The sequence below is a fragment of the Pseudonocardia sp. 73-21 genome, from assembly GCF_001899645.1.
GTDB lineage: Bacteria > Actinomycetota > Actinomycetes > Mycobacteriales > Pseudonocardiaceae > Pseudonocardia.
In genome coordinates this window covers 1-26,078 of sequence record NZ_MKVV01000009.1, presented here as the reverse complement: position 1 = coordinate 26,078, position 26,078 = coordinate 1, and the positions used below count along the sequence as shown (strand labels likewise).

The 26,078-nt window shown below is 69.5% G+C and carries 24 protein-coding genes and 2 pseudogenes; 10 read left to right on the top strand and 16 right to left on the bottom strand.

Translation table 11 applies throughout. From position 1 onward, the window contains the following. Window positions 1–37: 37 nt before the first annotated feature. The 6 genes and pseudogenes from BGP03_RS01365 to BGP03_RS01345 form a co-directional block, all read right to left on the bottom strand. Window positions 38–928 (bottom strand): LLM class flavin-dependent oxidoreductase, encoded by an 891-nt coding sequence (locus BGP03_RS01365; RefSeq protein WP_298796130.1) that lies wholly within the window; start codon window positions 926–928, stop codon window positions 38–40. A 334-nt stretch (window positions 929–1,262) separates the two neighbouring features. Next, entirely contained in the window at window positions 1,263–1,796 is a 534-nt protein-coding gene (locus tag BGP03_RS01360) for an acyl-CoA dehydrogenase family protein (protein WP_298796171.1), read from the bottom strand. After that, a pseudogene (locus tag BGP03_RS01355) lies at window positions 1,776–2,024 on the bottom strand (acyl-CoA dehydrogenase family protein); the annotation flags it as partial. The pseudogene BGP03_RS01355 and the gene BGP03_RS01360, both read right to left, overlap by 21 nt. A gap of 70 nt (window positions 2,025–2,094) precedes the next feature. After that, window positions 2,095–2,451: pseudogene (locus BGP03_RS35700) on the bottom strand (acyl-CoA dehydrogenase family protein); the annotation flags it as partial. 104 nt (window positions 2,452–2,555) lie between these two features. Next, on the bottom strand, window positions 2,556–2,993 hold the full coding sequence (locus tag BGP03_RS01350; protein ID WP_298796132.1) for a VOC family protein: 438 nt from the start codon (window positions 2,991–2,993) through the stop codon (window positions 2,556–2,558). Then, on the bottom strand, window positions 2,990–4,537 hold the full coding sequence (locus BGP03_RS01345) for an aldehyde dehydrogenase family protein (protein WP_299735122.1): 1,548 nt from the start codon (window positions 4,535–4,537) through the stop codon (window positions 2,990–2,992). Before BGP03_RS01345 ends, BGP03_RS01350 begins: the two co-directional genes overlap by 4 nt. 65 nt (window positions 4,538–4,602) lie before the next feature. Here BGP03_RS01345 and BGP03_RS01340 point away from each other — a divergent pair, with 65 nt between their 5' ends. Beyond that, window positions 4,603–4,914, top strand: coding sequence for a hypothetical protein (locus BGP03_RS01340; RefSeq protein WP_298796138.1), 312 nt, complete (start codon window positions 4,603–4,605; stop codon window positions 4,912–4,914). Between the two features lie 106 nt (window positions 4,915–5,020). Here BGP03_RS01340 and BGP03_RS01335 read toward each other — a convergent pair whose 3' ends face one another. Beyond that, window positions 5,021–6,742 carry a helix-turn-helix domain-containing protein gene (locus tag BGP03_RS01335; protein ID WP_298796140.1) on the bottom strand — a complete coding sequence of 574 codons (1,722 nt, stop codon included), beginning with the start codon at window positions 6,740–6,742 and terminating at the stop codon, window positions 5,021–5,023. A gap of 148 nt (window positions 6,743–6,890) precedes the next feature. Then, window positions 6,891–8,054 carry an LLM class flavin-dependent oxidoreductase gene (locus BGP03_RS01330; RefSeq protein ID WP_298796142.1) on the bottom strand — a complete coding sequence of 388 codons (1,164 nt, stop codon included), beginning with the start codon at window positions 8,052–8,054 and terminating at the stop codon, window positions 6,891–6,893. A gap of 354 nt (window positions 8,055–8,408) precedes the next feature. Between BGP03_RS01330 and BGP03_RS01325 the strand changes: the two genes are divergently transcribed. Next, window positions 8,409–8,900 carry a flavin reductase family protein gene (locus tag BGP03_RS01325; RefSeq protein WP_298796173.1) on the top strand — a complete coding sequence of 164 codons (492 nt, stop codon included), beginning with the start codon at window positions 8,409–8,411 and terminating at the stop codon, window positions 8,898–8,900. A gap of 19 nt (window positions 8,901–8,919) precedes the next feature. Next, a complete protein-coding gene (ribB, locus tag BGP03_RS01320; protein WP_298796144.1) occupies window positions 8,920–10,044 on the top strand; it encodes a 3,4-dihydroxy-2-butanone-4-phosphate synthase in 1,125 nt (374 codons plus the stop codon). A 40-nt stretch (window positions 10,045–10,084) separates the two neighbouring features. Here the strand turns inward: ribB and BGP03_RS01315 are convergent, their stop codons facing one another. Continuing rightward, a complete protein-coding gene (locus tag BGP03_RS01315; RefSeq protein ID WP_298796146.1) occupies window positions 10,085–10,978 on the bottom strand; it encodes a LysR family transcriptional regulator in 894 nt (297 codons plus the stop codon). An 89-nt stretch (window positions 10,979–11,067) separates the two neighbouring features. On the opposite strand from BGP03_RS01315, the gene BGP03_RS01310 reads away from it, so the two are divergent. The 4 genes from BGP03_RS01310 to BGP03_RS01295 are packed head-to-tail and all read left to right on the top strand — an operon-like array spanning window position 11,068 to window position 14,970. Next, on the top strand, window positions 11,068–12,237 hold the full coding sequence (locus BGP03_RS01310) for an acyl-CoA dehydrogenase family protein (protein WP_298796148.1): 1,170 nt from the start codon (window positions 11,068–11,070) through the stop codon (window positions 12,235–12,237). Continuing rightward, on the top strand, window positions 12,234–13,403 hold the full coding sequence (locus tag BGP03_RS01305; protein WP_298796150.1) for a CaiB/BaiF CoA-transferase family protein: 1,170 nt from the start codon (window positions 12,234–12,236) through the stop codon (window positions 13,401–13,403). Before BGP03_RS01310 ends, BGP03_RS01305 begins: the two co-directional genes overlap by 4 nt. Continuing rightward, window positions 13,396–14,157, top strand: coding sequence for a 3-oxoacyl-ACP reductase FabG (gene fabG, locus BGP03_RS01300; protein ID WP_298796152.1), 762 nt, complete (start codon window positions 13,396–13,398; stop codon window positions 14,155–14,157). Before BGP03_RS01305 ends, fabG begins: the two co-directional genes overlap by 8 nt. After that, window positions 14,158–14,970, top strand: a complete 813-nt coding sequence (locus BGP03_RS01295) for an SDR family NAD(P)-dependent oxidoreductase (RefSeq protein ID WP_363093125.1) — start codon at window positions 14,158–14,160, stop codon at window positions 14,968–14,970. A gap of 64 nt (window positions 14,971–15,034) precedes the next feature. Here the strand turns inward: BGP03_RS01295 and BGP03_RS01290 are convergent, their stop codons facing one another. From BGP03_RS01290 to BGP03_RS01275, 4 genes are all read right to left on the bottom strand, one after another. Then, the gene (locus tag BGP03_RS01290; protein WP_298796154.1) at window positions 15,035–16,012 is read right to left on the bottom strand and encodes a catechol 2,3-dioxygenase; all 978 of its coding nucleotides are present in this window, start codon (window positions 16,010–16,012) and stop codon (window positions 15,035–15,037) included. 146 nt (window positions 16,013–16,158) lie between these two features. Beyond that, the gene (locus BGP03_RS01285; protein ID WP_298796156.1) at window positions 16,159–16,776 is read right to left on the bottom strand and encodes a flavin reductase family protein; all 618 of its coding nucleotides are present in this window, start codon (window positions 16,774–16,776) and stop codon (window positions 16,159–16,161) included. A gap of 72 nt (window positions 16,777–16,848) precedes the next feature. Continuing rightward, a complete protein-coding gene (locus BGP03_RS01280; protein ID WP_298796158.1) occupies window positions 16,849–17,721 on the bottom strand; it encodes an FCD domain-containing protein in 873 nt (290 codons plus the stop codon). A gap of 35 nt (window positions 17,722–17,756) precedes the next feature. Next, window positions 17,757–19,328, bottom strand: coding sequence for a 4-hydroxyphenylacetate 3-hydroxylase N-terminal domain-containing protein (locus BGP03_RS01275; RefSeq protein WP_298796176.1), 1,572 nt, complete (start codon window positions 19,326–19,328; stop codon window positions 17,757–17,759). A gap of 259 nt (window positions 19,329–19,587) precedes the next feature. Here BGP03_RS01275 and BGP03_RS01270 point away from each other — a divergent pair, with 259 nt between their 5' ends. The 3 genes from BGP03_RS01270 to BGP03_RS01260 all read left to right on the top strand — a co-directional run bounded on the left by BGP03_RS01270 (window position 19,588) and on the right by BGP03_RS01260 (window position 23,811). Further along, complete coding sequence (locus BGP03_RS01270) at window positions 19,588–20,424, top strand: alpha/beta fold hydrolase (RefSeq protein ID WP_298796160.1); 837 nt, start codon at window positions 19,588–19,590, stop codon at window positions 20,422–20,424. A 186-nt stretch (window positions 20,425–20,610) separates the two neighbouring features. Next, complete coding sequence (locus BGP03_RS01265) at window positions 20,611–22,056, top strand: aldehyde dehydrogenase family protein (RefSeq protein WP_298796162.1); 1,446 nt, start codon at window positions 20,611–20,613, stop codon at window positions 22,054–22,056. A gap of 96 nt (window positions 22,057–22,152) precedes the next feature. After that, window positions 22,153–23,811, top strand: a complete 1,659-nt coding sequence (locus tag BGP03_RS01260) for a GMC oxidoreductase (protein WP_298796164.1) — start codon at window positions 22,153–22,155, stop codon at window positions 23,809–23,811. A gap of 15 nt (window positions 23,812–23,826) precedes the next feature. Here the strand turns inward: BGP03_RS01260 and BGP03_RS01255 are convergent, their stop codons facing one another. From BGP03_RS01255 to BGP03_RS01245, 3 genes are all read right to left on the bottom strand, one after another. After that, the gene (locus BGP03_RS01255) at window positions 23,827–24,981 is read right to left on the bottom strand and encodes a luciferase family protein (RefSeq protein ID WP_298796165.1); all 1,155 of its coding nucleotides are present in this window, start codon (window positions 24,979–24,981) and stop codon (window positions 23,827–23,829) included. Then, window positions 24,978–25,508, bottom strand: a complete 531-nt coding sequence (locus tag BGP03_RS01250) for a VOC family protein (protein WP_298796167.1) — start codon at window positions 25,506–25,508, stop codon at window positions 24,978–24,980. Before BGP03_RS01250 ends, BGP03_RS01255 begins: the two co-directional genes overlap by 4 nt. Then, a partial coding sequence (locus BGP03_RS01245; protein ID WP_299735110.1) for an NAD(P)-binding domain-containing protein occupies window positions 25,505–26,078 on the bottom strand: 574 nt, incomplete at its 5' end. The genes BGP03_RS01250 and BGP03_RS01245, both read right to left, overlap by 4 nt.

The window sequence follows — 26,078 nt, the reverse complement described above, 5'->3', positions numbered from 1 at the left end:
GAACTTGCGGGGAGCGGACATGGCTCCAGTCTCCTTGTTAGATCAGGAGCCTCTCCCGGACCCAGGGCGGTTCACCCTTGTCGGCATCCCACAGCTGGTACACGCCGAAATCCAGCAGCTGTTGCGGGGTGTCGAAGTGGTCCGGCACACCGGAACCCTCGAACGAGCCCCACTCGATGTACTTGTTGACCTGGTACAGCACGTGCTCGCCGATGCGGGCCCATTCCCGCTCCGGGTCCTCCGCGAGCACCACCCACTGGCTGGCATAGATGGCGCCGTCGTCGAGGCTCTTGCCGTTCTCGACCAACGCGTCGAGGTACACCTGGAAGTGCTCGTTGGACAGCGTGATGACCCCGTCGCCGAGCCGTGCCGCGCGCTCCAGACCTTTCGGGGCCACCGCGCCGATGGGCAGCCTGGGCGTCTTCTCGGCCATCGGCGTGACCCGCACCGGCGGCATGGACAACCGCTTGCCCTCGTAGCCTGTGTCGCTGCCGCTCCACGCCGCGCGGATGATCGCGATCGCATCCTCGAACAGACTCGGCCGCTGCTTGCGCACCCGGTCGAACGCCGTGAACTCGCGCTCGTTGTAACCGAGGCCGACACCGAGGTCGAACCGCCCGTCCGTGATCAGGGACAGGGCGTTGGCGTCCTCGGCCAAACGGATCGGGTTGTGCAGGGCGGCGACGATGATGTTCGTCGCGATCCGCATCTCCGTGGTGCGCGCGCCGACGGCCGCGGCGGCGATCAGCGGCGAGCAGGCGTAGTCGTCGGGCGCGAAGTGGTGCTCGCTGAACCAGGCGGACCGGAATCCGAGCTGCTCGGCCCAGACAATCTGCTCGAGGGTATCCCGGTACAGCGAGCCGATCGGCTGGCTCCACTGGGCGGGGTTGCGGAAGTCGTACCAAAGACCGAACGTGGGTGTGGGCATCGTCGTCCTCACTCGGGGGGCTTGAACGGGCGATCGGCCTCGACTCGGCGCGGTCGCTGGAGATGACGGTCACACAGCTGAGGACCGCCGTGATGTTCTCTTGTGAAACACATTCCTGGTGTAGACGTGCCTCGGTGAAGGCTCCGGAGAAGGGTCGTCCGGCGGTTCCCGGCGCAGGTCGCGAGCACGGCCACGATCGCGGAACGCTAGGCGCGCTCGCTGCTCGACATCGATGCCGAACGAAGGGCGTCAACGATGCGGACGGGCAGGTCGTCGGCTCCGATGACAGGGCCGAGCGGAGCGGCCGCCGAGTCGGCGTTGGAGTGGCCTCGCCTCAGGTGAGGGCCGAGATCCCGGTGATATCACGGCCGATCAGCAGCGCCTGGATATTGTCGGTGCCCTCGTAGGTGTGCACGACCTCCATGTCAGTCAGGTGGCGGGCGACGTGGTTCTCCACCAGCAGGCCGTTGCCGCCCAGGATGTCGCGGGCATCGAGGCAGACCTGACGCGCCTTGCGGGCGTGGTTCATCTTCGCCAGTGACGCCATGGTGCCGGTCCAGCGGCCCTGCTCCTGCAGCTGGGACATGCGGAAGCAGTAGAGCTGCATCGACGTGATCTCGGCGAGCATGCCGGCCAGTTGCGCCTGGACGAGCTGGAAGCTGGCGATCGGACGGCCGAACTGCTGCCGGTTCGTGGCGTACTCACGGGCGATCTCGTACGCGGCGAGCGCGTGGCCGAGCGACTCCCATGCCGCGCTCCCCCGGGTGCCGGTGAGGACCCGGGTGGCGTCGCGGAACGAGCGCGCCTCGGCGAGCTTGTTGGCGAGCGGGACGCGGACACCGTCCAGGGTGATGTCGGGCTGCCACACTGCTCGCTTGCCGATCTTCCCCGATATCAGCTCAGCGGAGTAGCCCTCGGGATAGGAGCCGTCGTCGCCCTTCTCGACGACAACGGCCTTCACCTTGCCGTCGTCGGTGTCGCGGGCCCACACGACCACGACGTCGGCGATGCTGCCGTTCCCGATCCACCGCTTGGCGCCGTCGAGCACGAGCGCGTCGCCGTCGCGGCGCACGGTCGTCTCCAGGGCGACGGAGTCCGAGCCGGCGTCGCGGCCGAGGCGGCTCGGTGAGGGCGAACGCGCCGATCTTGTCCAGAGCCGCCATTGCGGGGAGCCACCGCTGCTTCTGCTCCTCGCTGCCGAGCAGGTGGATCGAACCCATGGCCAGCCCGGACTGCACGCTCATGAACGTCGTGATGCTGCCGTCCCCGCGCGCCAGCTCCTGCGTGACCATCCCGAGCTCGAGCGGGGACAGCCCGGCACAGCCGTAGCCCTCGATGGTGTAGCCACCGACCCCGAGCGAGGCCAGCTTGGGCACCAGCGGAAACGGGAACTCGGCCCTGTCCCAGTACCCGTTGATCACCGGCAGGACGTCGGCCTCGACGAACGCGCGGACGCGGTCGCGCACTGCTCGCGCCTCCTCGGTGAGCAGGTCGTCGAGGAGGTAGTAGTCCGGTCCGTTCACGAGATCGCTCCTACCTGGCCGGGGCGGCGGCCGCCCGCAACGTCATCTGGGACCGAATCCGGTTCGGCATCGTCGATTCCTGCACGCTCTCGGCCTCCTGCGACTCAGCCATGCCGGTGGAACAGCTCGAGCTGAATGCCGTCGGGGTCGCGGAACACGATGGCCGAGTAGTTCCGGGCGTCCTTGTCGATCACTCCCGAGTGCTGCACCGCGAGCTGGTCGAGCCACTCTGCCCAGATGTCGAGGTCGGCGCGATCCCGCACTCCCCAGGCGATGTGGTCGAGTCCCGACCGGCGCTCGTCGAACGAGCCGCCGTGGTGGCCCTCGTGGTGGTGGAGCCCGATGAGCAGGCCGGTGGCCCGGTCGAGCAGCAGCACCGCATAGCCGCCGTCCTCGTCGCCGTGGTGGGGGGCGACTCCCGGTAACCGCTCGAGACCGAAGACCCGCGCATACCACTCCGCCGACACCTCGACGTCCGACACCGTGGGCGAGAAATGATGTACACCGGTCGTCGGAGGGGCCGCCGCGGTGAACCCGGTCATCCGTCAGCCCTGCTCGCAGGGATCTCGCTGATCGCCTTCACGTGCTGGAACTCATGCATCCCCTCGAGACCTCCGTCGCTGCCGTAGCCGCTGTCCTTGATCCCGCTCAGCGGCGAGTCGCGGTGCACGATGACACCGGTGTTGACACCGACGGTGCCGGCCTCGATGCCGGCAACGAGCCGACCCGCCCGCTCACGCGACCCCGAGAACACGTACGCGGCGAGCCCGACGGGCAGTCGGTTGACCTCTCTCAGGGCGTCCTCGTCGCTGTCGTAGGCGTTGATGACGGCCAGTGGCCCGAAAGGCTCCTCGTTCATCGCCGCGGACGTCGCGGGCGCCTCGGTGACGACGGTAGGAGCGACGAACCAACCCGGCCCGGCCGGCGCCTCCCCGCCGCAACGCAGGGTCGCACCGGCGTCGACGGTCCGCTCGACGAGGTCGAGCAGGCCGCGCCGACGTCGTTCGACGGCCAGCGGGCCCATGTCGACGCCGTCCTCGAGACCGGCGCCCACACGGAGACCCTCGGCGTAGGCGACGAAGTGGTCCACGAACTCGTCGAGGATCGGCCGTTGCACCAGGAAACGGGTCGGCGAGATACACACCTGACCGGCATTGCGGTACTTCGTGGTGGCGAGGGTGCGCGCCGCCGCGGCGACGTCGACATCGGCGGTCACGACGACGGGCGCGTGCCCACCGAGCTCCAGCGTGGCGCGCGTGAGGGCGCCACCGGCGAGCCTTCCGATCTCACGGCCGACCGGCGTGGAGCCGGTGAAGCTGACCGCCCGGATCTCCGGAGCCTGAATCAGCTCACGGCTGATCCGCACGGGATCTCCGTTGACCACGTTGAGGACGCCGGCGGGCAACCCGGCGGCGTCAAGGGCGCGGGCCACCACCAGCATCGACGCCGGAGTCTCCGGAGCCGGTTTGACCACGGCCGTGCACCCGACGGCGAACGCCGCCGCGAGCTTGCGTGCGGCCAGCGACGCCGGGAAGTTCCAGGGCGTCAGGATCGCGACGGGTCCGATCGGCAGGTGTCGCACGGTGACGTCGCCGCCCACGACCGAGCCCGGTTCGACGCGGGAGGTAGGCCGTTCGGCCTGGTCGGCGTACCAGCGGAAGAGATCGACGATCGACGCGAACTCGGCATACGACTCGGCGAGGGTCTTTCCCTGCTCGAGGGTCATAGCGGTGGACGGGTCCTCGCCGGAACCACCAAGGGAGTCGGAGAGCAGGTCGGCGGCCCGCCGGAGGATGTCGCCACGTTCCTTGCCCGGCAGCTCCGCCCAGGCCGGGAAGCTCCGGGACGCGGCAGCTACGGCGGCGGCAACCTGGCACGTGTCCGCCCACGGCGTGCGCCCGATCGTCTGTCCTGTCGCTGGATCGACGACATCGGTTGCCGACCCGCCGCCATCACCGGCATGCCATCCCCCATCGACGAACAGCTGCGCTTCGGGATACACATGCGTCAAGGCCATGTTCATCACGGTAGGTCGCGAACCCGATCGGGGCCGTCCTTCGGCCGAACCTGTGCCAAGAACGGACATGGACCGGCCTCGCCCGGACGCCACACTGGCGGGCCCCGTAGTCGACAGCAAAGAGGACGACCGTCATGTACGTGCGCATCCAGCGAGGCAGCACCGAACTCGTGGACCCCGAGGACGTCACCTCGTTCTCGGTCGTCTGCCCGGCCGACATGGACGCGTCCGAGCTCGCCGCCCAGGCGCGGCAGTCGGGGGTCGGAGAGGTCCTGCCGGACGGGAACCACCTGATGGTCTCGGTCGCGGCGATCCGACGACTGGTGGACGGCCGGGTCGGCGCGGACTGGCCGGACAAGCTCTCCGGGATGATCGCCTACGCCGAGCGCAAGGGCTGGACCGACGTCGACTCGACCGCCGTGCGCGCCCACGTCGAGCGTCGCTGATCGCGTGCCGAGCACGTCATCGGCAGCGGGACGCTTTGCATGAGACCGAGACGGCCGAACGGTCCGGGGCACGTGGTCAGCCGATGTCCGGCCGCGCCGTTGTTCCTCAGGTGAGGTGGTACTCCCGCATCTTTCGGTAGAGCGAGGATCTCGAGATTCCCAGCTCGACGGCGGCGGCTGCCTTGTTGCCGTTGTGCGCACCGAGCGCGGCGCTGATGGCATCGGCTTCTGCCGCCTGGATCGCCGTGAGCCTGGACCTTGCCGCATCGCGGGACCACCGCGCGGGCAGATCAACCAGATCGATCACTGGTCGGCGTTGGCGGATGAGCCACCGGCGAAACTCCTCGAGCTGACGGTGGTTGCCTGGCCAGGGATGCCGCTGCACCAGCTCGGCCGCCGTGGAGGTGAGCGTCGGCACCGCGGGTCCCTGGTCGAGCAGCCGGTGCTGGATGTCCATCGGGCGTTTCCGCAGGGGCGGCACCTCGAACGGTTCGGTCGCGAACCGGTCGAGAAGCGACTGAAGTGCCGGCCCGGGCTCGTTCCCGGTCGGCGTCCAGGTCGCCGCGATTCGCAGGCCACCTGCATCACGCGGCAGGCAGTCGAGGATGCGGCCCAGAGATCTGAGCGATCCGACCGATAGTGATTCGAGGTGCGACAACAACACGGGAGCAGCACCGGTGCCGGTCTGCTGGAGCGTCGACCGGGCCATGGCCAGCCACTGTTTCGAGCCCAGTTCCTCGGTCTCGGCGCAGTCGAGCTCCAACAACGGTGTCGGAGCGCCGAACGTCTCCTGCACGAGTGTGCGCTTGCCGACTCCTGCCTCACCGGTGACAAGTATCCGGTCGCACCCAGAGGCGACCTGCCGCAATGTGGTGTGCAGATCGTTCCAGTTCGGCACCCGCGAGGCGCGCGCCTTCCGCACTCCGCTGGCGGCTGCTGCTGCAGAAGGGTAATCCGTCCCCTGGCTCGCGACGATCACGAGCCCGACCACTGATCCGGCGTGCTCGATGGTCCGCCAGCTGATGTCCTCGGCGCCATCGGTCCGGTCGAGCTCGAGGTCGGCGGCGGCTGGGCGGCCCGCCTCGACCTGGTTCCAGATAGCCCGGTGATCGATCCCGAGCTTCGCGCCGGCCTTGTTGGTGATGACCGTGTCGCCGTTGACCACCACAACAGCGCCGTCGGAACGGCGGCGTTTCTCGGTGAGGAAATGGTGCAGCAGCTCTCGCTCGCGCAGGGTGCTGTCACCGTAGAGCTGTTCCTCGACCTCGCGCACGAGCTTCTTCAGCGTCGCGGCCATGAGCGGGCTCGAGTGCTCGTTCAGGCTGGTGACACTGAGGGTTCCGGCCACACGGCGGGTGACGGGGTGCCGGATCGCGGCGCCCGCGCAGGTAAAGGCGTGCAGGGCTTCGGCGAAGTGCTCGGCGCCGTGGATGGTGATCGGGCAACCGGTCTCCAGTGATGTGCCCAGGCCGTTGGTGCCGACGACGTCCTCGCTCCACCGGGTGCCGACGACTGCGCTGTTGCGGTCGAGCAGTGCCTTGAGCCGGTTGTCCTCGGTCCACCGCCACAACATCGTCCCGTCCGGCGCGCTGAGCAGCAGGCTCGTGTTGGCGCCGATCAGCACCTCCGCCATCGCGGACAGGATCGGCACGGCCACCCGCGCGATCTTGCTGTCCAGCGGTGCCTCACCGGGGAGGATCGTCACCGCGTCGGGGCTGACCCCACTGATCTGGCTGCGGCGCCACGAGTTTGCGATCTCTGACCGCACCGCGGTGGAGGGGCGGCCGTCCCGTTCGAGCAGTTCGCGATCGTCGTCGATCATCGCCATGCCTCTCCCTGGTGGCCGGCAGGTGCGGACCGGATACCCACACCGGCCGGCCATCATGACTGTCGCGGCTGTCGGCGCGTGCCGCAAGAACCGCGGTGGCTGCGGCTATCCGACCACCGCGCCAGAAGGGCCGGGCACCGCCGTGAGGTCAGGCCTTCCCGGCGTCCGCTCGCTCCTTGGCATGCCGGTCGGTGGCCGCCTGGATCGCAGCTCCCTGACGGTCGTTGAGCTCCGTCCAACGCGACGTCGCGTAGTCCGATGCCGACTGCAGACGGCTCGCGCTGCCCTGGAACTTCGGCTTCACGTGTTCGGCGAACAGCTCGTAGCTCTTGAGCGTGGCAGCGTGCCGGGCCCATTCCTGGTGGATGAGCAGGTAGGAACCGAAGCCCTTGGACTGCTTCTCCAACCGCTCGATCTGGGCGACAGCGTCGTCCGGGGTGCCGATGACGCCGAGACCGGACTCGTTGACGAAGGCCACCCGCTCCTCGAACGTCTCACCGACGGCACGGAAGTGCGGCGCGGCGAGGATGTGCTGGGTGTAGTGGCACCAGTCGTCGAGGCCGTGGCGGACGTCCTCGATGGCCTGCTCCTTGGTCTCCGCGAGGTGCATGGGGCCGGCGAGGCGCCACCCAGCGCGGTCCGGGGTGTGCCCGAACTGCGGCGCCCGCTCCTCCATGACGTCCCAGTGCAGGGCAAGCGCGTCGAAACCGCCGGCGGCGGTCGCACCGACCGACAGCAGGTTGATGCCGTTCTTCGCCGCCACCCGCGGGCCGGTCGGGCTGGCGATGGCCGCGCAGACGATGTCGAAGTCGCTGTAGGGCGCGAACTGCGTCCGCGCCTCGTTCAGGCGGTAGCGCGGCGTCTCGTGGCTCACCGTCTCGCCCCGCAGGATCGCCATGAGAACGTCGACGTCCTCCTCGAAGGCGCCGCGCTGCTCCTCCAACGACAGGCCGATCATCGTGGCGTCGGTCGGGAGGGCGCCCGGGCCGAGGCCGAGCATGAAGCGACCGCGCAGCAGGCGGTCGGTGAACAACGCGCGGTCCGCGATCCAGAGCGGGTTGTGGTACGGCAGCGAGACGACTCCGGTGCCGAGCTTGATGTGCTTGGTCTCCTGCGCCGCATAGGCGATGAAGATGAACGGGTCCGGGATCAGCTCGGCACCGCACGAGTGGTGCTCCCCGATCCACGCCTCCTCGAACCCGAGCATGTCCATGTGCCGGATGACGGCCAGGTCGCGCTCGATCGCGTAGGTGGGGTCCTGGCCCACGGGGGTGTGGAACGGGGCCATGAACGTCCCGAACTTCAGTGCCATGTCAGCTCCCTTGCTGGGGTCCTTCGAGGAATCCGTGCAGGTCTTTCAGCGCGTCGAACGGGACAGTCACACAGGAGTCGGGTCGTCAGGTGTTCTCTTCTGGGACACTCCACACTCCTCATGACGAGCTCCGCGCGCCGTTCATGACCCTGACCAGCAGTGATGCGATCCCCCGGCCCCGGACGACCCGCGGAGTCAGGCGTCCTGCAGCGGGTCACAATTCTGACGGTCGTCGGGCAGTTGTTTCACGTAGTAGGCCCTGAAGCGTCCGAAAGTTGCACACTCGTCGGGGCGCACGTGCGCCTACCGTCCCTGTCGACGCCGGCACCGATGCCCGCGGACGGAGAGGGATTCATGACAGGGATCGTGCCGGTCACGACCGGCGAACAGCTCCGAACGGCCTTCGGCTGCTTCCCCTCCGGTGTGACGGCCGTGTGTGCGGATGTCAACGGCACACCGGTTGGGCTGGCGGCCAGCTCGTTCACGTCCGTCTCCGTCGAGCCGCCGCTCGTGTCGGTGTGCATGCAGCACACCTCGACCACGTGGCCCGTCCTGCGTAATCGCAGCCGGTTGGGATTGAGCGTTCTCGCCGAGGGGCATGACGACATCTGCGCACGCCTCGCCCGCAAGACCGGTGACCGCTTCGCCGGGACAGACTGGGTCGCCGACGACGGTGCGGTGTTCGTCCACGGGGCGACCCTGTGGCTGTCGTGCACCATCCACACCGAGGTCCCGGCGGGCGACCACGACATCGTCCTGCTGCACGTGCTCGGGATCCGCGCCGATACCACTGCCGCGCCCCTGGTCTTTCACGGCAGCCGGTTCCGGCGGCTGGCCAATGTCTGAGCCGGGCAGCGCCCCTCTGATGGACGCCACAGAACCCGGCGACGTGGCGGTTCGCGCCGCGATCGAGGCCGTCGCCGCCGGCCGGCCCGTCGTCGTGGTCGACGACGCCGACCGCGAGAACGAGGGCGATCTGATCTTCGCCGCCACACTCGCGACGCCGGCGCTGCTCGCGTTCACCGTGCGCCACACCTCCGGTTTCGTCTGCGTCGCGCTCACCGGCGATCAGTGCGACCGCCTGCGGCTCTCGCCGATGCACCACGACAACCAGGACCGGTTCGGCACCGCCTACCAGGTCACGGTGGATCTGCACGGGACCGGCACCGGGATCTCGGCCGCGGCCCGGGCGGCCACCACGGCCGCGCTCGGCTCGCCGACGTCCTCCGCCGCCGAGTTCACGAAGCCCGGGCACGTCGTGCCTCTCCGCGCGCGCGACGGCGGCGTCCTCACGCGGCCAGGGCACACGGAGGCCGCCGTCGATCTTGTTCGTCTCGCCGGGTTGCCGCCGGCGGGTGCCCTCTGCGAGATCGTCTCCGTGGAACGGCCGGGTGAGATGGCGCGGGGACCGGAGCTCGAGCGGTTCGCTCAGGAACACGGTCTCGTGCTGGTCTCGATCGAGGACCTGATCCGCTACCGGCGCCGCGCCGAGCCCGCGGTCCGGCGGGCGGCGGCGACCGCGCTCCCGACCGAACACGGCCAGTTCACCGCCATCGGCTACGCCGATCCGCGGGACGGGTCGGAGCACCTGGCGCTCGTCGCAGGGCCGGCCACTCACGACTCCCCCGTCCACGTGCATGTCGAATGCCTGACGGGCGATGTACTGCGCTCGACGAGCTGTGTCTGCCGGAAGGAGCTCGACGCGGCGATGATCCGCTTCGCGGCCGCCGGGAACGGCATCGTGGTGTACCTGCGGCCTGCCGGGTCGGCGCACGCGTGTTCGCTCTTTCCGGAATCCGATGCGGACCCCGTGGTCGTGGCCGCCGTCGCGAACGAGATCCTCGCCGATCTCGGTGCGCGGTCCGCGGTCGGTGCGGCCGATCCGCTCGCGGTGGAGAGCCTGGCGGCGGCGCGCCGCCGACGCCGAGCGCAGCCACTGCATTCGGCGACCGACACGGCACCGCTCGAGGAGGAGCCGCGCTATGCGTGATGCAGTGATCTGTCAGAAGGTGTAGCCGGCCGTCGATGGCTCATGTGCCCGGAAGTACCTCGGTGGCGGTGGCCAGGACCCGGTGGAGCACTTGACCGTCGTCGTCGGACCGCCACACGAGGTGGACGGCGATCGGCGCCATCGTGTCCTGCACCTCGACGATGCGCACCCCGTCGAGCGGCAGCTGCGCGACGGCGCTCGCCGTCGTGAAGTGCAGGCCGACCCCCGCGGCGACGAGCGCCATGCATGTCCACGAATCCGGTGCCGCCTGGACGAACCGTGGCGCGAACCCCGCCTGCTCGCACATCGTGACGTGCAGCGCGCGGACCGCGGAGCCGTGTGACTCGGGGAAGGCGACCAAAGGCTCGTCGCGCAGGTCGACGAAACGCATCCGCCCGGCGTCCGCGAGGCGGTGGCCGACCGGCACCGCGAATACGCACCGGTCCGGTTCGACGACCTGGGACGCGACACCCGGAGGCGTCCCGGTGAACCGCGCCAGGCCCAAGTCGATGTCGCCCCTCGCGAGGTCCGCGAGTGCCGTGGTGCCGTAGGTGCCCGGGCGCAGGTCGAGATCCACCAGCGGGTACTGCTCGCGCACCGCCCTGGCCAGGCGTCCCACCGCGACGTGCGCCGACGGCCCGGCGAATCCGATGCGGACCCGTCCGCTCCGCCCCTCGACGGCCGCGGTGACCTGCGCCTGGGCCTCATGCTGCAGCGCCAGCATCCGGTGGGCGGGGTCGAGCAGCGCGCGGCCGGCGGCGGTCAGCTCCACCCGGCGAGTGGTGCGCGCGAACAGCGCGGCACCCATCTCGTCCTCCAACGACCGGATCGTGCGGCTCAGGTAGGGCTGCGCCAGGCGCAGGTGTTCGGCGGCTTTGCCGAAGTGCAGGTTGTCGGCAACCGCCACGAACGCCCGGAGCTGACCGTCGTTCACCCGACGCCTCCTTCATTGATGCTTGAACTGAAACAATAGCCGTCGAACTAGTCTTGGACGTGCGTCAAATCGGCCGCGAGTATGGAGGCGTGACCGAGACACAGGTGTCCGCGGAGGACTTCGCCCTCATCCAGCAGCAGGTCCGCAGCTTCATCCGCACGAAGGTCGTGCCGCGCGAGACGGAGATCATGCGCGAGGACCGCATCCCCGACGACCTGCGCACCGCCGCGGCGGAGATGGGCCTGTTCGGGTACGCGATCCCCGACGAGTGGGGCGGTCTGGGCCTCGACCTCACCCAGGACGTCGAGCTCGCGATGGAGTTCGGCTACACCACCCTGTCGCTGCGGTCGATGTTCGGCACCAACAACGGCATCGCCGGTCAGGTCCTCGTCGGGTTCGGCACCGACGAGCAGAAGAAGCGGTGGCTCGAACGCATCGCGTCCGGCGAGGTCGTCGCCTCCTTCGCACTCACGGAACCGGGCGCGGGCTCCAACCCCGCCGGCCTGCGGACCCGCGCGACCCGGGACGGCGACGGGTGGGTGATCGACGGTCGCAAGCAGTACATCACCAACGCCCCGATCGCCGACCTGTTCATCGTCTTCGCCCGCACCGCCGAACCGGCCGCGGGCAACCCCGGTATCGCCGTCTTCCTCGTGCCCGCCACCACCCCCGGGGTGGAGGTCGGCCCGAAGGACGCGAAGATGGGCCAGGAGGGCGCATGGACCGCCGACGTGGCATTCGACCAGGTCCGGGTGCCCGCCGACGCGCTCATCGGCGGCGACGAGGGGGCCGGGTACAAGGCCGCGATGACCTCCCTCGCACGGGGACGTGTGCACATCGCCGCCCTGGCCGTCGGCACCGCGCAGCGCGCCCTCGACGAGTCGGTGGCCTACGCCGCCTCCACCACCCAGGGGTCCGAACGGATCGGCGACTTCCAGCTCGTCCAGGCCATGCTCGCCGACCAGCAGGCCGGTGTGCTCGCCGGCCGCGCGATGGTTCGCGAGACCGCCCGCGCCTACGTCACCGGCGAGGACCGGCGGATCGCCCCGTCGGCGACGAAGCTGTTCTGCACCGAGATGGTCGGCAGGGTCGCCGACCTCGCCGTGCAGGTGCACGGCGGCGCCGGGTACATGAAGGAGATTCCGGTCGAGCGCATCTACCGCGACGTCCGCCTGCTCCGCCTCTACGAAGGCACCAGCGAGATCCAGCGCCTCATCGTCGGCGGCGCGTTGGTGCGCCGGGCCGTGGCCGCGCTGTGACAGGCGTGCTGCCGCTGGAGGGCATCACCGTCGTTGCGCTGGAGCAAGCTGTCGCCGGACCGCTCGCGACCCGCCACCTCGCCGACCTCGGGGCGCGCGTCATCAAGATCGAACGCCCCGGTGAGGGCGACTTCGCCCGCCACTACGACCATGCCGTGCATGGTCTGGCCTCGCACTTCGTGTGGCTCAACCGCGGCAAGGAGTCGATCGCGCTCGATCTCAAGAGCGAGCACGGCGCGCGGGTCGCCCGCGAGCTGATCGACGGCGCCGACGTGTTCCTGCACAACACGGCGCCCGGGGTCGTGGAGCGGCTCGGTCTCGACGGACCGACGCTGCGCGCGTCCCATCCGCGTCTCGTCGTTGTCAACATCTCCGGCTACGGCACGAGCGGCCCGCGCAAGGATCGCAAGGCCTACGACATGCTCATCCAGGCGGAGTCCGGCATGGTCTCGGTCACCGGCACGCCCGACACTCCGACGAAGACCGGTGTGCCGAGCGCCGACATCGCCGCCGGGCTCTACTCGACGATCTCCGTGATGAGTGCGCTGTTCCGTCGGGAGCGGACCGGCGAAGGCGCCGTCGTGGACGTGTCGATGTTCGACTCCGCCGTGGAGTGGATGGGGCACCCCCTCTACATGCAGCTCTACGGCGGCCGTCAGATCCCGCGCATGGGGCTGAGCCACGCCGCGATCGCCCCTTACGACGCGTACCCCACCAAGGACGGGCAGGTGCTCATCGGGGTGCAGAACGACCGTGGCTGGCGAGCGCTCGTCACCGAGGTGTTCGGCCATCCCGAGCACGCCGACGACCCCCGGTTGGCTACCAACGTCGAGCGTGTCCGCCACCGCGACGAGTGCGACGCGCTCGTCGCCGGGTACACGAGCACGTGGACGACCACCGAGCTCGACGAGCGGCTCGCCGAGGTCGGCATCCCCGCCGCGCAGATCAACTCGACGGCAGCCCTCGTGGAGCATCCCCAGCTCGCCGAGCGCGACCGCTGGAGGCCCGTCGAGACCGAAGCGGGCGAGATCCGCGGGGTGCTGCCCCCGATGACGTTCCGCGATGTCGAGCTGCCGATGGGTGCGGTCCCCGCGCTCGGGGAACACACCACAGCGATCCTTGCCGAGCTCGGTCTCGGCGCCACCGAGGAGGCCACCGATGCCTGACCCCACACCCCGCGTCGCGCTCGTCACGGGAGCCGCCCGCGGTATCGGCGCAGCCACCGCCGTGCGGCTCGCGCAGGACGGGTTCGCCGTCGCCGTGCTCGACCTGGACGAGTCGACCGCGAAGGAGACCGTCGACGCGATCGCCACCCACCGCGGCACCGCCATAGCCGTCGGCGCCGACGTTGCGGACGAGTCGGCGGTCGCCGCGGCCGTGACAAGGGTCGTCGATGAGCTCGGCGCACCGACAGTCCTGGTCAACAACGCCGGCATCACCCGCGACAACCTCCTGTTCAAGATGTCGCCGCTCGACTGGGATTCCGTCATGGGCGTCCACCTACGCGGCTCCTTCCTCATGACCCGCGCCGTGCAGAAGCACATGGTCGATGCCGGCTGGGGCCGCATCGTCAACCTCTCCTCCACCTCAGCGCTCGGCAACCGCGGCCAGGCCAACTACGCCACCGCCAAGGCCGGCATCCAGGGCTTCACCAAGACCCTCGCCATCGAGCTCGGCCGCTTCGGCATCACCGCCAACTGCATCGCCCCGGGGTTCATCGCCAGCGACATGACGAAGGCGACGGCCGAGCGGATCGGCGTGCCATGGGAGCAGTACGTCCAGGACCGCGCCGCTGCGATCCCCGTCCAGCGCGCGGGCGAGGTCGACGACATCGCCAACGCCGTGTCGTTCTTCGTCGACGAGCGGGCCGGGTTCGTCAGCGGCCAGGTGCTCTACGTGGCAGGCGGGCCGCGAGCCTGAATGAATTGGCTTACGCCACAACGCGCGAGGGAAGGTTCCGCCATGGCAAGCACCATGATCGTCGACATTCTGCAGGGCAGGGTCGCCGTCCTCACCGGGGCATCCGGAGGGATCGGTGGTGCTGTGGCACTGCGGCTCGCGGAGTCCGGCGCCGACCTGGTGCTGACCTTCGCCGGGCACGCTGATCAGACCGAAGAGCTCGCCGATCGTGTGCGTGCGATGGGCAGGCGCGCGGAGGTGGTGCGTGCCGACTTTGCCGACCCGGCTGCTCCGGCAGCAGTCGCGCGCCTGGCCGAGGAACGGCTCGGTGCCGTCGACGTGCTCGTAACCGCAGCCGCTGCCGCCGTGCGGACCTCGTGGGAGGACGTCGACGAGAAAACCTGGGACCACACGATGGCCGTGAACGGCCGTGGGCCGTTCTTCCTCGCCCGACAGCTGGTGCCGGGCATGGTCGAGCGCGGCTTCGGACGCGTCCTCCTGTTCTCCTCGACCGCGGCGTTCAACGGCGGGACCATCGGCCCGCACTACGCGTCGAGCAAAGCCGCGCTGCACGGGCTCGTGCACTACCTCGCAGGCCGGGTCGCAGGCTCCGGGGTGACGGTCAACGCACTGGCACCGGCGCTGATCGGTGGCACCTGGATGCTGCCGGGCTCAGTGGACGGGCCCCTGCCGATGCCCGTCCCAGTGGGCCGCCTCGGCACGGTCGACGAGGTTGCCGACATGGCGATGGCCATGCTGCGCAACGGCTACCTGACCGACAAGGTCATCGCGCTCGACGGCGGTCTACTCCCCGGGTCCAGGCTCGACCAGTAGACCGGCGCATGATAGTGAGCAGCGGCTGGTGCGGGTTACGCAACGCCGACCTCACTCCGCCGTGTCAGGTTGCGACGGTGAAGAAGGTGTCCGGCAACTGGCCGCCGTACCAGACGATGGCCTTCTCGATGGCCGCGCCGTCCCAGATGATCGGCTCCCAGTCCGGGCCGTGGATCGGATAGCCGCCCGAGAACAGCTCGACGCGGTTGCCGCCGGGCTCGAACACGTAGATGAAGAACGCCTGGGTGAGTCCATGTTTACCGGGACCCGCGTCGATCGGGGTGCCCTCCTCGACGAAAGTGTCCGCGGCCCTGAGCAGCGTCTCGGGGGTGTCGAGGTAGTAGGCGATGTGGTGCAGCCGGCCGCGCTCGCCCAGGCCGTCGCGCATGATCGCGAGGTCGTGGACCTGGGATGTGACCGACATCCACACGCCGATGTCGCCGTCTGGGGTGCGGGCCGCCTCACGCAGCTTGAACCCGAGCACGTCGGTGTACCAGTCCCGCGCCTCGTCGACGTTGCGGGCGGTGATGTTGAGGTGATCCAGCCGCTTGGCCCCGATGCCGGGGTTCGGAAACTTGACGGGCTGGCTGAGCAGCTTGGACGGCTCCGCCGGGACGTAGCGCTCGAAGTCGTAGAACAGCTCGGTGCGGTGCCCGAAGGGGCCGGTGAAGCTCAAGGTATCGCCCTGGGCGAACCGCGACCCGCCGCTCTCGAGCTTGTGCTCGACGCCGACGTCCTTCATGCGACGGGCCCAGCCCTCGACCTGGTCGGGCTCCGCGACCTGCCACGCCATGTGCCCGAGGCCGGGCTCAGGGCCCTCGGTCAGGATGGTGGAGTACCGCGCCCACTCGCCTGCGCCGCGCAGGTAGACCGACTGGCCCTCGCGGTGGGTCTCGTGCAGACCGAGGACGCGGGTGAAGAAGTCAAGCGACTCGTTCGGCTTCGGGGTGAACACCTCGACGTGGTGCAGGTTGTGCACCCGAGGAGTGGTGACCTCCACGTACTGGGCGGTCGAGGTCTCCGGTTGGGTCACGGCGGTCATGTGGCCTGTCCTTTCTTGGGGCGTCGCAGCGGCCCGGAGGGGCCCGGGTCGCGTTCACCTTCTGGGGTGGGGGGTGAGTCGGGCGTGCGGGATCGCCCGCCGTCCTGTCAGACGGCGGTAGGGACGGTGGAACGGTTCGTGGCCGGCTAGATCCAGCCGGCCACGAACTCCTTGGTGAGTTCTTCCATGGCGTCGACCTGCAGCGGCAAGGCGGTGGGAGCGCAGCCGCGGGTGCTGCGCCCCGCGACGTCGAGGCCGTCTCCCCGGCGGTGGAACGACCCGCCGTAGAACAGCAACGGCTCGTTCTCGCGGATGGCGATGTCCTCCACACGCCCGAGGTAGAGCACGTGGTCGCCTCCGTCGTAGGAGCGCCATGGAGTGCATTCGAGCGCGGCGTGCGTGTGCCGCAGCCGGGGCGCGTGGCGGCCGTGGTCCCACTCGATCACTGCGGCGTCGTCGGGCCGGCCGGCGAAGGTCATGGCGACGCCGATCTGGCGGGCGGAGAGAACGTTGACCACGAACGGCTTGTTCTCCAGGAGCGAGCATGCCTTTGCGGTGCGGGCGATGGAGACGAGCACCAGCGGCGGGTCGAGCGAGACCGAGCTGAACGCGTTGACCGTCGCGCCGCGAGCCTGCTCGTCGTGGGCGTAGCTGACCACGGTGACGCCGGTGGCGAACCGGCCCAGACAGGACCGCAACTGACCGGGCTCGATCACCACGGTCTCGGTCTCGGTGTCCGGGTCCGGATCGGCGGGGTGGCCCATGGCGGTTGCCTCCTTCGGTGGACGAACCTGGTCGGTGGGCGGCGCGATGAGGAGTCGGCCTCGACGCTGGTGTCAGCCGACGTTGCTGTCGTCGGTCTCGCCGGTCGGGCTGAGGTCGATGTGGGCGGCGGGGGACTTCTCGGGTTGGGCGATGCTGACCATGTCGACGCGGTGCAGGCGGGTGGCGGTCTCCAGCCGCTTGCGGTCCTTGGCACGGATCGCCTCGAGGATCTGCCCGTGGACGCGGAGGTTGTGGTCGATGGTCTGCTCGTGGCCGTCGGTCCAGACGGCGCGTACGAGCGCACCGGTGAGCACGGTGACCAGGCTGTGGTAGATCGACGTCAGGACGGTGACCCCGGTGGAGTTCGCGATGGCGCGGTGGAACTCGACGTTGGCCTCGAAGAAGCCACGCGGGTCACCGGCGGAGTTGCTCATCTGGTGGAGCCCGCGCTCGATATCCTTGTGGTCGGCCGGGGTGGAGTTCTGCAGGGCGAGATTGTTGAACATCTCCTCGAGCAGGGTGCGGGACTCGAAGATCTCCAACGGTGGGATGGTGAGTCCCTGGAACCACAGGTCCAGCGCACCCAACCGGACGCCGGGGGGTTGGTCGGCGGTGAACACGCCGCCGCTCGGGCCGGGTTTGACCGTGATCAGCTCACGGTCACGAAGCAAGCGGAGGGCTTCGTTCATCACGCCGGGGCTGACCTCGAACCGGCTGATCAGCTCGGTGCGCAGGCCCAGCCGTGTCCCGGCGGGATGCCCGGAGCGCAGGATCTCCATCTCCAACCGCGCGGCGATGTCCTCCGCCCGTGACGACGCAGCCTTCGTCGGCTTCGGGACCATCTCCCTGACCACCAGTGCCTCCCTGTGCTTGACCACGGGCCGTCCCGGACCGGTGGGGGTGCCCAGTGTCGCGGGCACCGCCACGTCGGTGACACGCCCCACCCGTCCGAGTCCCTGCGCGGACCTCTCCTCCGACGTCAGTGAGTGCTCCGGGGGCCGCGGTACCGGACGTCGTCGTTGTTGACCAGGTCCGGCACGGTCCAGCCGTCGAGGTCGTACTCGGACATGCAGCGGTCGACCATGGCCTGGTAGCCGGCGATCTGACCGGTCTGAACCTGGCCGAGGTAGGCCTCGATGCGCAGGTTCTCGTGATTGCCCGAGTAGTTGCGCTCGTAGAGCTCGTGCCGGCCACCGAACTCGGAGCCGAGCGCGTCCCAGATCAGCTTCATCAGCTTGACCCGGTCCTCGGCCGACCGGCCGCCCGAGCCGCGGACGAACTGGTCGAGGTAGGGGCGCAGCTCGGGGTTCTTCCAGTCCTCGGTGCTCGAGGGCAGGTAGATCAGCGCGCTGGCGACATCCTGCTCGAAGATCTCCTTGGCCCGCGGGTAGGCCTGGGTCATCATCAACCGGTACACCCCGGCCGAGTCCGGGTTGGGCACAGAGGTGCCGTCGGCCCACTGCGCGGGGTTGTCGACCATCGAGTCCACGCACGCCCAGAACAGGTTGCGCAGGCACACCAGCTCGCCGACACGGGTCTGCACCCCACGGAAGTTCCCGGTGCCGGTCATCTCGAGCGCCTTGGTGAGCAGGCCGACGAGGAAGTCGAACTTGACGGCGAGGCGGACGCATCCGTGCAGCATGGCGCGGAAGACGAACCCGGAGCCGGCGAAGAAGTTGTTGGCCTTGTCGACGTCGTAGCAGAACACGCTGTCCCACGGAACCAGGACGCGGTCCATGATCAGAATCGAGTCGTTCTCGTCGAGGCGGCTCGAGAGCGGGTAGTCGAACGGGCTGCCGTTGACCGCGGCGTTGAGCTCGTAGGACTGGCGGCAGATCAGCTTGAGGCCCGGGGTGTTCATCGGGACCATGAAGATCGCCGAGAACTCCTTCGACTTCACCGGCAGCGGCCCGTAGTTGCCGACGAAGTTGTAGTGGGTCAGCGCCGAGTTGGTGGCCACGACCTTCGCCCCAGAGACGACCAGACCCTCGGCGGTCTCCTCGACCACGCGCATGAAGACGTCACCGGCGGCCTCCATGCCCAGATCGCGGTCGACCGGCGGGTTGATGATGGCGTGGTTGACGTACAGGAGCCGTTCCTGGCACTCGGCGTACCAGCGCTTCGCATTGTCCTGGTACGGCGCGTAGAACTCGGTGTGCGAGCCCAGCGTCGACAGGAACGCCGCCTTGTAGTCGGGGCTGCGCCCGAGCCAGCCGTAGGTCATGCGAGCCCACTCGGCTGATGCCTCGGCGCCGGCGCGCAGCTCGGCCGGCGAGTAGGGCGCCTTGTAGAAGGGGTGGGTGAACCCGCCGTTGCCGGTGTCCGTCGGCACCGAGAGGGTGCCCTTGTTGGCCGGGTCGTGCATGGAGTCGTAGAGCCGCGCGACCATGCGCGCGGTGTTGCGGAACGCCGGGTGCTCCGCGACGTTCTGCACGCGCTCGCCGTGGATCCACACCTCGCGCCCGTCGTTGAGGCTCTCCAGGTACTCCGTACCGGTGAAGGGACGGCGGGAGTTCTCTCCCGCGGTCGCGGCGGACGTCTCGCTGACCATCTGCGTCACTGCAGCACTTCCTTCGTGAGATCGAAAGTCCCGCTGACCGAACCGGCAGCGAGACCCAGGACGAGGGGAAGGTTTTGAATTCTGCATGAAGATAGACGCCAGTTACGCACGCGTCAACAGGGCATCTAGCTGCGGTTACTGCAACAGTATGATCTGGAGCACTGCTGTTGATTGCCAAAAGTTCTTGCTACCGTGCCGTGTGCAGCGGGGGTGATACGGGTCCCCGAACCCCAGAGAACGGAGGTCTGAGATGACCCGGACCGTGACCGAGGCGAACCCGGAGATCGGGCGGAGCATCCAGGCGGGCGGGATCCGCACGAACTACCACGACCACGGCGACGGTCCGCCGGTACTGCTCGTGCACGGGTCCGGACCCGGGGTCTCGGCGTGGGCCAACTGGCGCGGGATCCTGCCGCCGCTGGCGGCCGACCGGCGGGTGATCGCCCCCGACATCGTCGGGTTCGGCTACACCGAGCACCCCACCGGTTTCGAGTTCTCGCAGCAGGCCTGGGCCGAGCACCTCGTCGGCGTCCTCGACGCCCTCGACCTGCCCACCGTCTCGATCGTGGGTAACAGCTTCGGCGGAGCACTCGCTCTCTGGCTCGCCGACCGTCACCCCGATCGCGTCGACCGCCTGGTACTCATGGGCAGCGCCGGTACCCGGTTCGCCCTGACCCCCGGGCTCGACGCCGTGTGGGGGTACGAGCCCTCGGTGCAGAACATGGCACACCTGCTCGAACTGTTCGCCTACGACCGGTCACTTCTGGGCCCCGACCTGGCCCGCCTGCGCTACGAGGCGTCGATCCGCGACGGGGTGCACGAGGCCTACTCCGCGATGTTCCCGGCACCCCGCCAGAACGGTGTGGACGCCCTCGCACTGCCCGACGAATCACTACGCGCGCTGCACCACGACACGCTCGTCGTGCACGGCCGCGACGACCAGATCATCCCGCTGTCGTCGTCGCAGCATCTGAGCGAGCTGATCCCACGAGCCCGGCTTCACGTGTTCAACCAGTGCGGACACTGGACCCAGATCGAGAAGTGCGCCGAGTTCATCCACCTGCTCGAGGGGTTCCTGCCGGCCTAGGGCGTCAGAGCAGGCGAGATGTTCCGCAGATGAGACGACCGGCGCAGGATTGACACTCACATGCGACCCGTCCATGATGCTTGCCCTACAGATCTAGCGACGGCCGTCGATAAGTTGTCACAAGAAGCGCCGCATCGCGGTCCGAACATCGCTGTTCACATCTCGTTCGAGAGGACCCCTGGAGACATGACCCAGACCACCGTCCCGCAGGTCGGACACCTGATCGGCGGTCAGATGTCCGCCTCCGACCTGCGCGACGTCCACGATCCCGGCCGACTCGACGACGTCGTCGCCCATGTCGCCGTCGGGAACGCCGATGACGTCGACCGCGCCGTCCGCGCCGCACACGCGGCGTTCCCGGCCTGGCGCGACACTTCTGTCGCCGAACGCGTCCGCCTGCTCTTCGCCGCGGCCGAGGTCATCTCCGCCAGCGGGGAGGAGCTCGCCCCACTGCTCGTGCGTGAGCACGGCGGCATGCTGTGGGAGGCCCAGACCGACTTCGGGCTCGGCACCGGCGTCCTCCAGCACACAGCAAGCCTGGCGGAGGCGTTCTTCCAGCCGCTGCAGTTCGACGACGAGCAGAGCTTCATCAGCGTCGAGAAGACCCCTCGCGGCGTCGCCGCGGCCATCGTGCCGTGGAACATGCCCGTCGTCCTGACCGTCATGAAGCTCGCCCCGGCGTTGGCCACCGGCAACACGCTGGTGCTCAAGCCGTCGCCGTTCGCGCCGGCGGCGCTGACCCTGCTGCTGCAGCGGGTGGCCGAGGTGCTGCCCACCGGCGTGTTGAACGTCGTCCACGGCGAGGGCGACGTGGGCGCGGCGCTGACCAGCCACCCGCTCGTGCGCAAGGTCGGATTCACCGGCGGCACCTCCACCGCGCAGCGAGTCATCGAGTCCACGGCCGCAACGATCAAGAACGTCACCCTCGAGCTCGGCGGCAACGATCCCGCCGTCGTGCTCGACGACGCCGATCTCGACCTGACGCTGGAGCGGATGCTCAGGGGCGTCTACACCCGCACGGGTCAGATCTGCTTCGCCGTCAAGCGCATCTACGTGCCGCGCTCGCAGTACACCCGGTTCGCCGACGCCTTCTGCGAGCGCGTCGACCAGTACGCGGTCGGCCACGGCCTCGACCCCGAGTCCAGTTTCGGCCCGCTCAACAACGAGGCGCAGTACAAGAAGGTCCTCGACCTGCTCGACCGCACCCGCAGCTCCTCAGCCCAGCTCGTCGAGCTCGGCCGCAAGGTCGACCCGTCGGGCTGGGACAACGGCTATTATGTACTCCCCCACGTGGTGCGCGACGTCGAGCACACCGCACCGGTGTCCTGCGAGGAGCAGTTCGGCCCCGTGGTGCCGCTCATCGCCTACGACGACGAGCAGCAGGTCCTCGACTGGGCCAACGACAGCGACTACGGCCTCGGGTCCTCGGTCTGGACCTCCGACCCGGAGCGCGGGCTCGCCTTCGCACGCAAGGTCGAGGCCGGCAGCACGTTCATTAACACCCACTCGTTCGAGTCCCTCGACCCGCGGATGCCCTTCGGGGGCATCAAGCAGAGCGGCATCGGTCGCGAGTTCGGCGACGCCGGCCTCTCCGAGTACGTCGAGGAGCACTCGATCCGCAGGCTCAAGTAGCCCCTCTACGCACGAATCGTCTGCGCACCCGTGCTTGACAAGTACGGGTGCGCGGACGTCCCATCAGCAGTCACGGACGCGCGCACGTCTCACACCATGACGTCCCGAACCGGGGGCCGGACGTCCACGGAACCGGGAGCACGAGCGTCAGAGATCAATGCGGATCAGACCGACCAGCTCGACGCGGCCAGGGCGAACCAGGACGCACGGGCAAAGAACCTCCCCTCGTCCTTCGACTACATCGTCTGCGGCTCGGGTGCCGCCGGCTGTGTCGTGGCGAGCAGGCTCGCAGCCGACAGCTCGGCCACCGTCCTGCTGATCGAGGCAGGCGGGTGGGACACGGCCGAGTCGGTCCTCGACCCCGGCCAGTGGTTCGGCAATCTCGGCACCGAGCGGGACTGGGGTGATGTCTCCGTCCCGGGGCCGGGGGTGAACGGCCGCGCCATCCCCGAGCACATGGGACGTGTGGTCGGCGGCGGCACGAGCATCAACGCCACAATCTGGGCGCGCCCGTTCAAGGCGGACCTGGACCACTGGGCGGACGTCACCGGGGACCCGGCCTGGGGTTACGAGCACGGCCTGGAGATCTACCGCCAGATCGAGGACTGGCAGGGAGCGCCGGACGCACGCTACCGGGGTAAGGGCGGCCCGGTCTGGTGCCAACCAGCTGCGGATCTCTCCCCGCTCGCTCCTGCGTTGCTCGACGCAGCCGACGGTCTCGGCCACCCGGTCCTGCCCGACCAGAACGGGGCCCGTGAGGAGAGTGCGGGCGGCTTCGCCCTGATGAACCAGATCATCCGTAGCGGCCGCCGCCACAACATGGCCAGGGCGTTCCTCTACCCCGTGCTGACCCAAGACAACATCACCACGCTGACCGGCGCGCACGTCAACCGGGTCATCATTCAGCACGGCAGCGCGATCGGTGTCGAGGTCGAGATCGAGGGCCGCACTCGCGTCATCGGCGCCAGCAGCGAGATCGTGCTCTCCAGCGGCGGCATCAACACCGCCAAGATCCTCATGCTCAGCGGCATCGGTGACGCGACGGACCTGCGGGCGCACGGCATCGAGGTGGTGGCGGACTCGCCCGAGGTGGGCGCGAACTTCCAGGACCACATCCTGCACGGCGGCTGCCTGTGGGAACCCGAGGAGCCCCAGACGCCGCGCAACAGCGCCGCCAACGCCGCCGGCTTCTGGAAGTCCGACAACGCGCTGGACTCCCCCGACCTCAACATCGTCCAGATCGAGATCCCCTACGCCAGCGAGGTGCTGGCCAAGCAGTACAACCCGCCCGCGAGCAGCTGGGCCCTCTGTGCGGGCCTGGTCGCACCGAAGAGTCGAGGACGGCTCCAGCTCCAATCGGCCGACCCCCATGACAGGCCTGTCCTCGACGCGGCGTTCCTCTCCCACCCCGACGACGTGGCGGCGCTGGTCAGAGGCATCGAGCTGTGCCGCGAGCTCGGCAACGCCCCCGAGATGCAGCCCTTCGCCAAGCGCGAGGTGATGCCGGGCAAGGACCTCACCGGCTCCGAGCTGACCGACTTCATCCGCAACGGCGCCACCACGTACTTCCACGAGGTCGGCACCTGCCGCATGGGCCAGGACCCGGACGCGGTGGTCGACCCCCAGCTCCGCGTGAACGGCGTGAGCAACCTCCGCGTTGCCGACGCCTCGATCATGCCGCGCATCCCGGGCGTGGCGACGATGGCGACATGCGTCCTGATCGGGGTGCGGATGGCGGAGATTCTCGGAGCCTGAGCCGGCTGCGTCGCGTCAGCCCGTCGCCGACGCCCACGCGTGTGCCGTCGCGGCGACCCCGACGACGGTCTCGAGCTCCGTGTCGTCGCGGGGCCCGAACAGCATGACCATCCCAGGGGTGAGTCGGACCCCGGCGAGGGGGTGCGCAACCCCCCACCCCTTCGCCACGACGTCCGCGGCGTGGGTCGGTGGCAGCGCGAGGTGCATCGAGCCGTCATGCCCCGGGTGGACATGGGCGAACTCACCGGCGGCCGGCACGAGGAACGCCTCCTCCGGCCCGTTGATCGGTGTGGGCAGCATGAAGCCCCGCGCACCGGGAACGGAGATCGCGGACTGCCGGGTGGACACGCCCGGCAACGCCGCCACACGGGCGAAGACCCGTTCCTGCAGCGCGAGCGGCGCGTTGTCGCTGCACTGTTCCTGCGGGATGTCGTGGCTGACCACGGGCCGGGCCCCGGCACGCGCCGGCAGCACGCCGCCGGGCAGCCCGGTCCAGTCCACCGGCGCGGTCGGCGTGCAGCCCCACGCAGCGACGAAGGTGAGCCGCTCGTGGAGCCAGCCCGCCAGCGCAGCCACGGCCTGAGACGCGATCCCGTGCCCGACCGGGTCCCGCCGTGCGACCGTCGGCGCACCCGACTCACCGAGCAGGTAGGACCAGGTGCGGTCGAGCAGCTCGCGCGGGATCACCGTGTCCTCCTCCCCCTGCGCCACGAACACCGGCACGCCGGCCAGCCGCGCAGGTGTCGTCGGCACACCGGCATCGAAGGGCAGGGTGCCGTAGAGGATGGCCCCGCCGGCGTAGCGCGCGGGATCGTCCAGGAGCAGCCCACCCGCGAACGCGGCACCCCCGCTGAATCCCACGAGCACGACGGGCCTGCCAGTCGGCGCCGCCTCGTCGAGCCACTCCCGGAACCAGTCCATCGTGGCCCGCAGCGACTCCGCACGAGGCCGCCCTATACCGCGGTTGGCGAACCACGCGTAGCCACCGCCCTCGGCGATCGGGGCACGGACGGCGACGTACGCGGGTCCCTCCGGTAGGTGGCCGGCGAGGGCGATGATCTCGCGCTCGTCCGAGCCACGCCCGTGCAGCAGCACGACCAGCGGTGCTGCCGGATCCGGGCTGCCCGCAGCCACGTGCACGGCGGGAGCAAAGCCGGTCGGTGCGGTCATGACGGCACCTGCTCAGCGGTGTCGGCCGATCCCGGAACCAGACGCCCGGCCGTCCCGACCCCAGTCCACCGGCGCAACTCGCCGGGCAGGTCGAGGGCGTCAACCGGAGCGGCGTTCTCGTAGACACCCCAGTCGACCCGGGGCAGCATCCACATGATCTCGAACTCGTTTCCGTCCGGGTCCGCGCCGTAGACGCTCTTGGTCGCGCCGTGGCTGCTCGCGCCCGTGAAGGCTCCGGCCTCGAGGAGGACCTGACGGGCGGCGTCGAGCTCGTCTACCGTGTCGACCTGCCAGGCGAGGTGGTACAGCCCGATGCCGCGCTGCTTCGGCGCCTGCGGCCCGACCCCGAACAGGCCCAGGTCGTGGTGGTTGCCGGAACGCGGCAGGCGCAGGAACGCCGCCCGTGCGCGTGGCTCGGTGGCGGCCACGGTCATCCCGAAGACCCCGGTGTAGAAGTCGACGGCGCGGTCGAGGTCGGCGACGTAGAGCACCGCGTGGTTGAGCCGGACCGGGCTGATCGCGCTCATCGAACGGCCTCGGTCGGGCCGACGAGCTTCCAGGCGCTCTGCCACGGCAGGCCGTTGTTCGCGTTGAGGCTGATGTTCAGGAACGCCATCTCCTCGAGGGCGCGAGCCATCCGCAGACCCCCGACGTCGATCGGGCGGTAGCCCAGCGACCCGGCGAACCCCGCGACCACGGTCTTCGCGGCCGCGTCATCCCCAGCGATGAACGCGTCCAGCGGCGTCCCGTCCTCAGCGGGGTCGGCATGCCGCCCGGCGAAGACGGTGTTGAAGGCCTTCACCACGTGGGCCGCGGGCAGCAGCCCCTGCAGCTCCTCCGCGGCGGAGACGCCCTCCGTCGTCAGGCCGGTGTAGGTGTCGTTGAGCGGGTTGGTGCTGTCGACGACGACCGCGTCCCCGACGAGGTCCGCGATCTCCTTCGCGATCCCGGCCACCGCCGCGTGCGGCACCGCGAGCACGATGACCTCCGCACCTCGGACCGCTTCGACGTTGTCGGCGGCCGCCTCCGCCCCGGCGCCGGTTGCGACGTCTAGTGGCTTGTCACGCAGCCCTGGCCGGGTAATCGGTCCAGGTTCG

What these genes read in the sequence shown, in the direction of transcription:
- BGP03_RS01335 (WP_298796140.1), bottom strand. Translation starts at nt 6,742, where the DNA reads ATGGCGATGATCGACGACGATCGCGAACTGCTCGAACGGGACGGCCGC.
- BGP03_RS01330 (WP_298796142.1), bottom strand. Translation starts at nt 8,054, where the DNA reads ATGGCACTGAAGTTCGGGACGTTCATGGCCCCGTTCCACACCCCCGTG.
- BGP03_RS01295 (WP_363093125.1), top strand. Translation starts at nt 14,158, where the DNA reads ATGAATTGGCTTACGCCACAACGCGCGAGGGAAGGTTCCGCCATGGCA.
- BGP03_RS01365 (WP_298796130.1), bottom strand. Translation starts at nt 928, where the DNA reads ATGCCCACACCCACGTTCGGTCTTTGGTACGACTTCCGCAACCCCGCC.
- BGP03_RS01290 (WP_298796154.1), bottom strand. Translation starts at nt 16,012, where the DNA reads ATGACCGCCGTGACCCAACCGGAGACCTCGACCGCCCAGTACGTGGAG.
- BGP03_RS01265 (WP_298796162.1), top strand. Translation starts at nt 20,611, where the DNA reads ATGACCCAGACCACCGTCCCGCAGGTCGGACACCTGATCGGCGGTCAG.
- BGP03_RS01250 (WP_298796167.1), bottom strand. Translation starts at nt 25,508, where the DNA reads ATGAGCGCGATCAGCCCGGTCCGGCTCAACCACGCGGTGCTCTACGTC.
- fabG (WP_298796152.1), top strand. Translation starts at nt 13,396, where the DNA reads ATGCCTGACCCCACACCCCGCGTCGCGCTCGTCACGGGAGCCGCCCGC.
- BGP03_RS01275 (WP_298796176.1), bottom strand. Translation starts at nt 19,328, where the DNA reads ATGGTCAGCGAGACGTCCGCCGCGACCGCGGGAGAGAACTCCCGCCGT.
- BGP03_RS01340 (WP_298796138.1), top strand. Translation starts at nt 4,603, where the DNA reads ATGTACGTGCGCATCCAGCGAGGCAGCACCGAACTCGTGGACCCCGAG.
- BGP03_RS01350 (WP_298796132.1), bottom strand. Translation starts at nt 2,993, where the DNA reads ATGACCGGGTTCACCGCGGCGGCCCCTCCGACGACCGGTGTACATCAT.
- BGP03_RS01270 (WP_298796160.1), top strand. Translation starts at nt 19,588, where the DNA reads ATGACCCGGACCGTGACCGAGGCGAACCCGGAGATCGGGCGGAGCATC.
- BGP03_RS01285 (WP_298796156.1), bottom strand. Translation starts at nt 16,776, where the DNA reads ATGGGCCACCCCGCCGATCCGGACCCGGACACCGAGACCGAGACCGTG.
- ribB (WP_298796144.1), top strand. Translation starts at nt 8,920, where the DNA reads ATGGACGCCACAGAACCCGGCGACGTGGCGGTTCGCGCCGCGATCGAG.
- BGP03_RS01325 (WP_298796173.1), top strand. Translation starts at nt 8,409, where the DNA reads ATGACAGGGATCGTGCCGGTCACGACCGGCGAACAGCTCCGAACGGCC.
- BGP03_RS01345 (WP_299735122.1), bottom strand. Translation starts at nt 4,537, where the DNA reads ATGTCCGTTCTTGGCACAGGTTCGGCCGAAGGACGGCCCCGATCGGGT.
- BGP03_RS01260 (WP_298796164.1), top strand. Translation starts at nt 22,153, where the DNA reads ATGACGTCCCGAACCGGGGGCCGGACGTCCACGGAACCGGGAGCACGA.
- BGP03_RS01255 (WP_298796165.1), bottom strand. Translation starts at nt 24,981, where the DNA reads ATGACCGCACCGACCGGCTTTGCTCCCGCCGTGCACGTGGCTGCGGGC.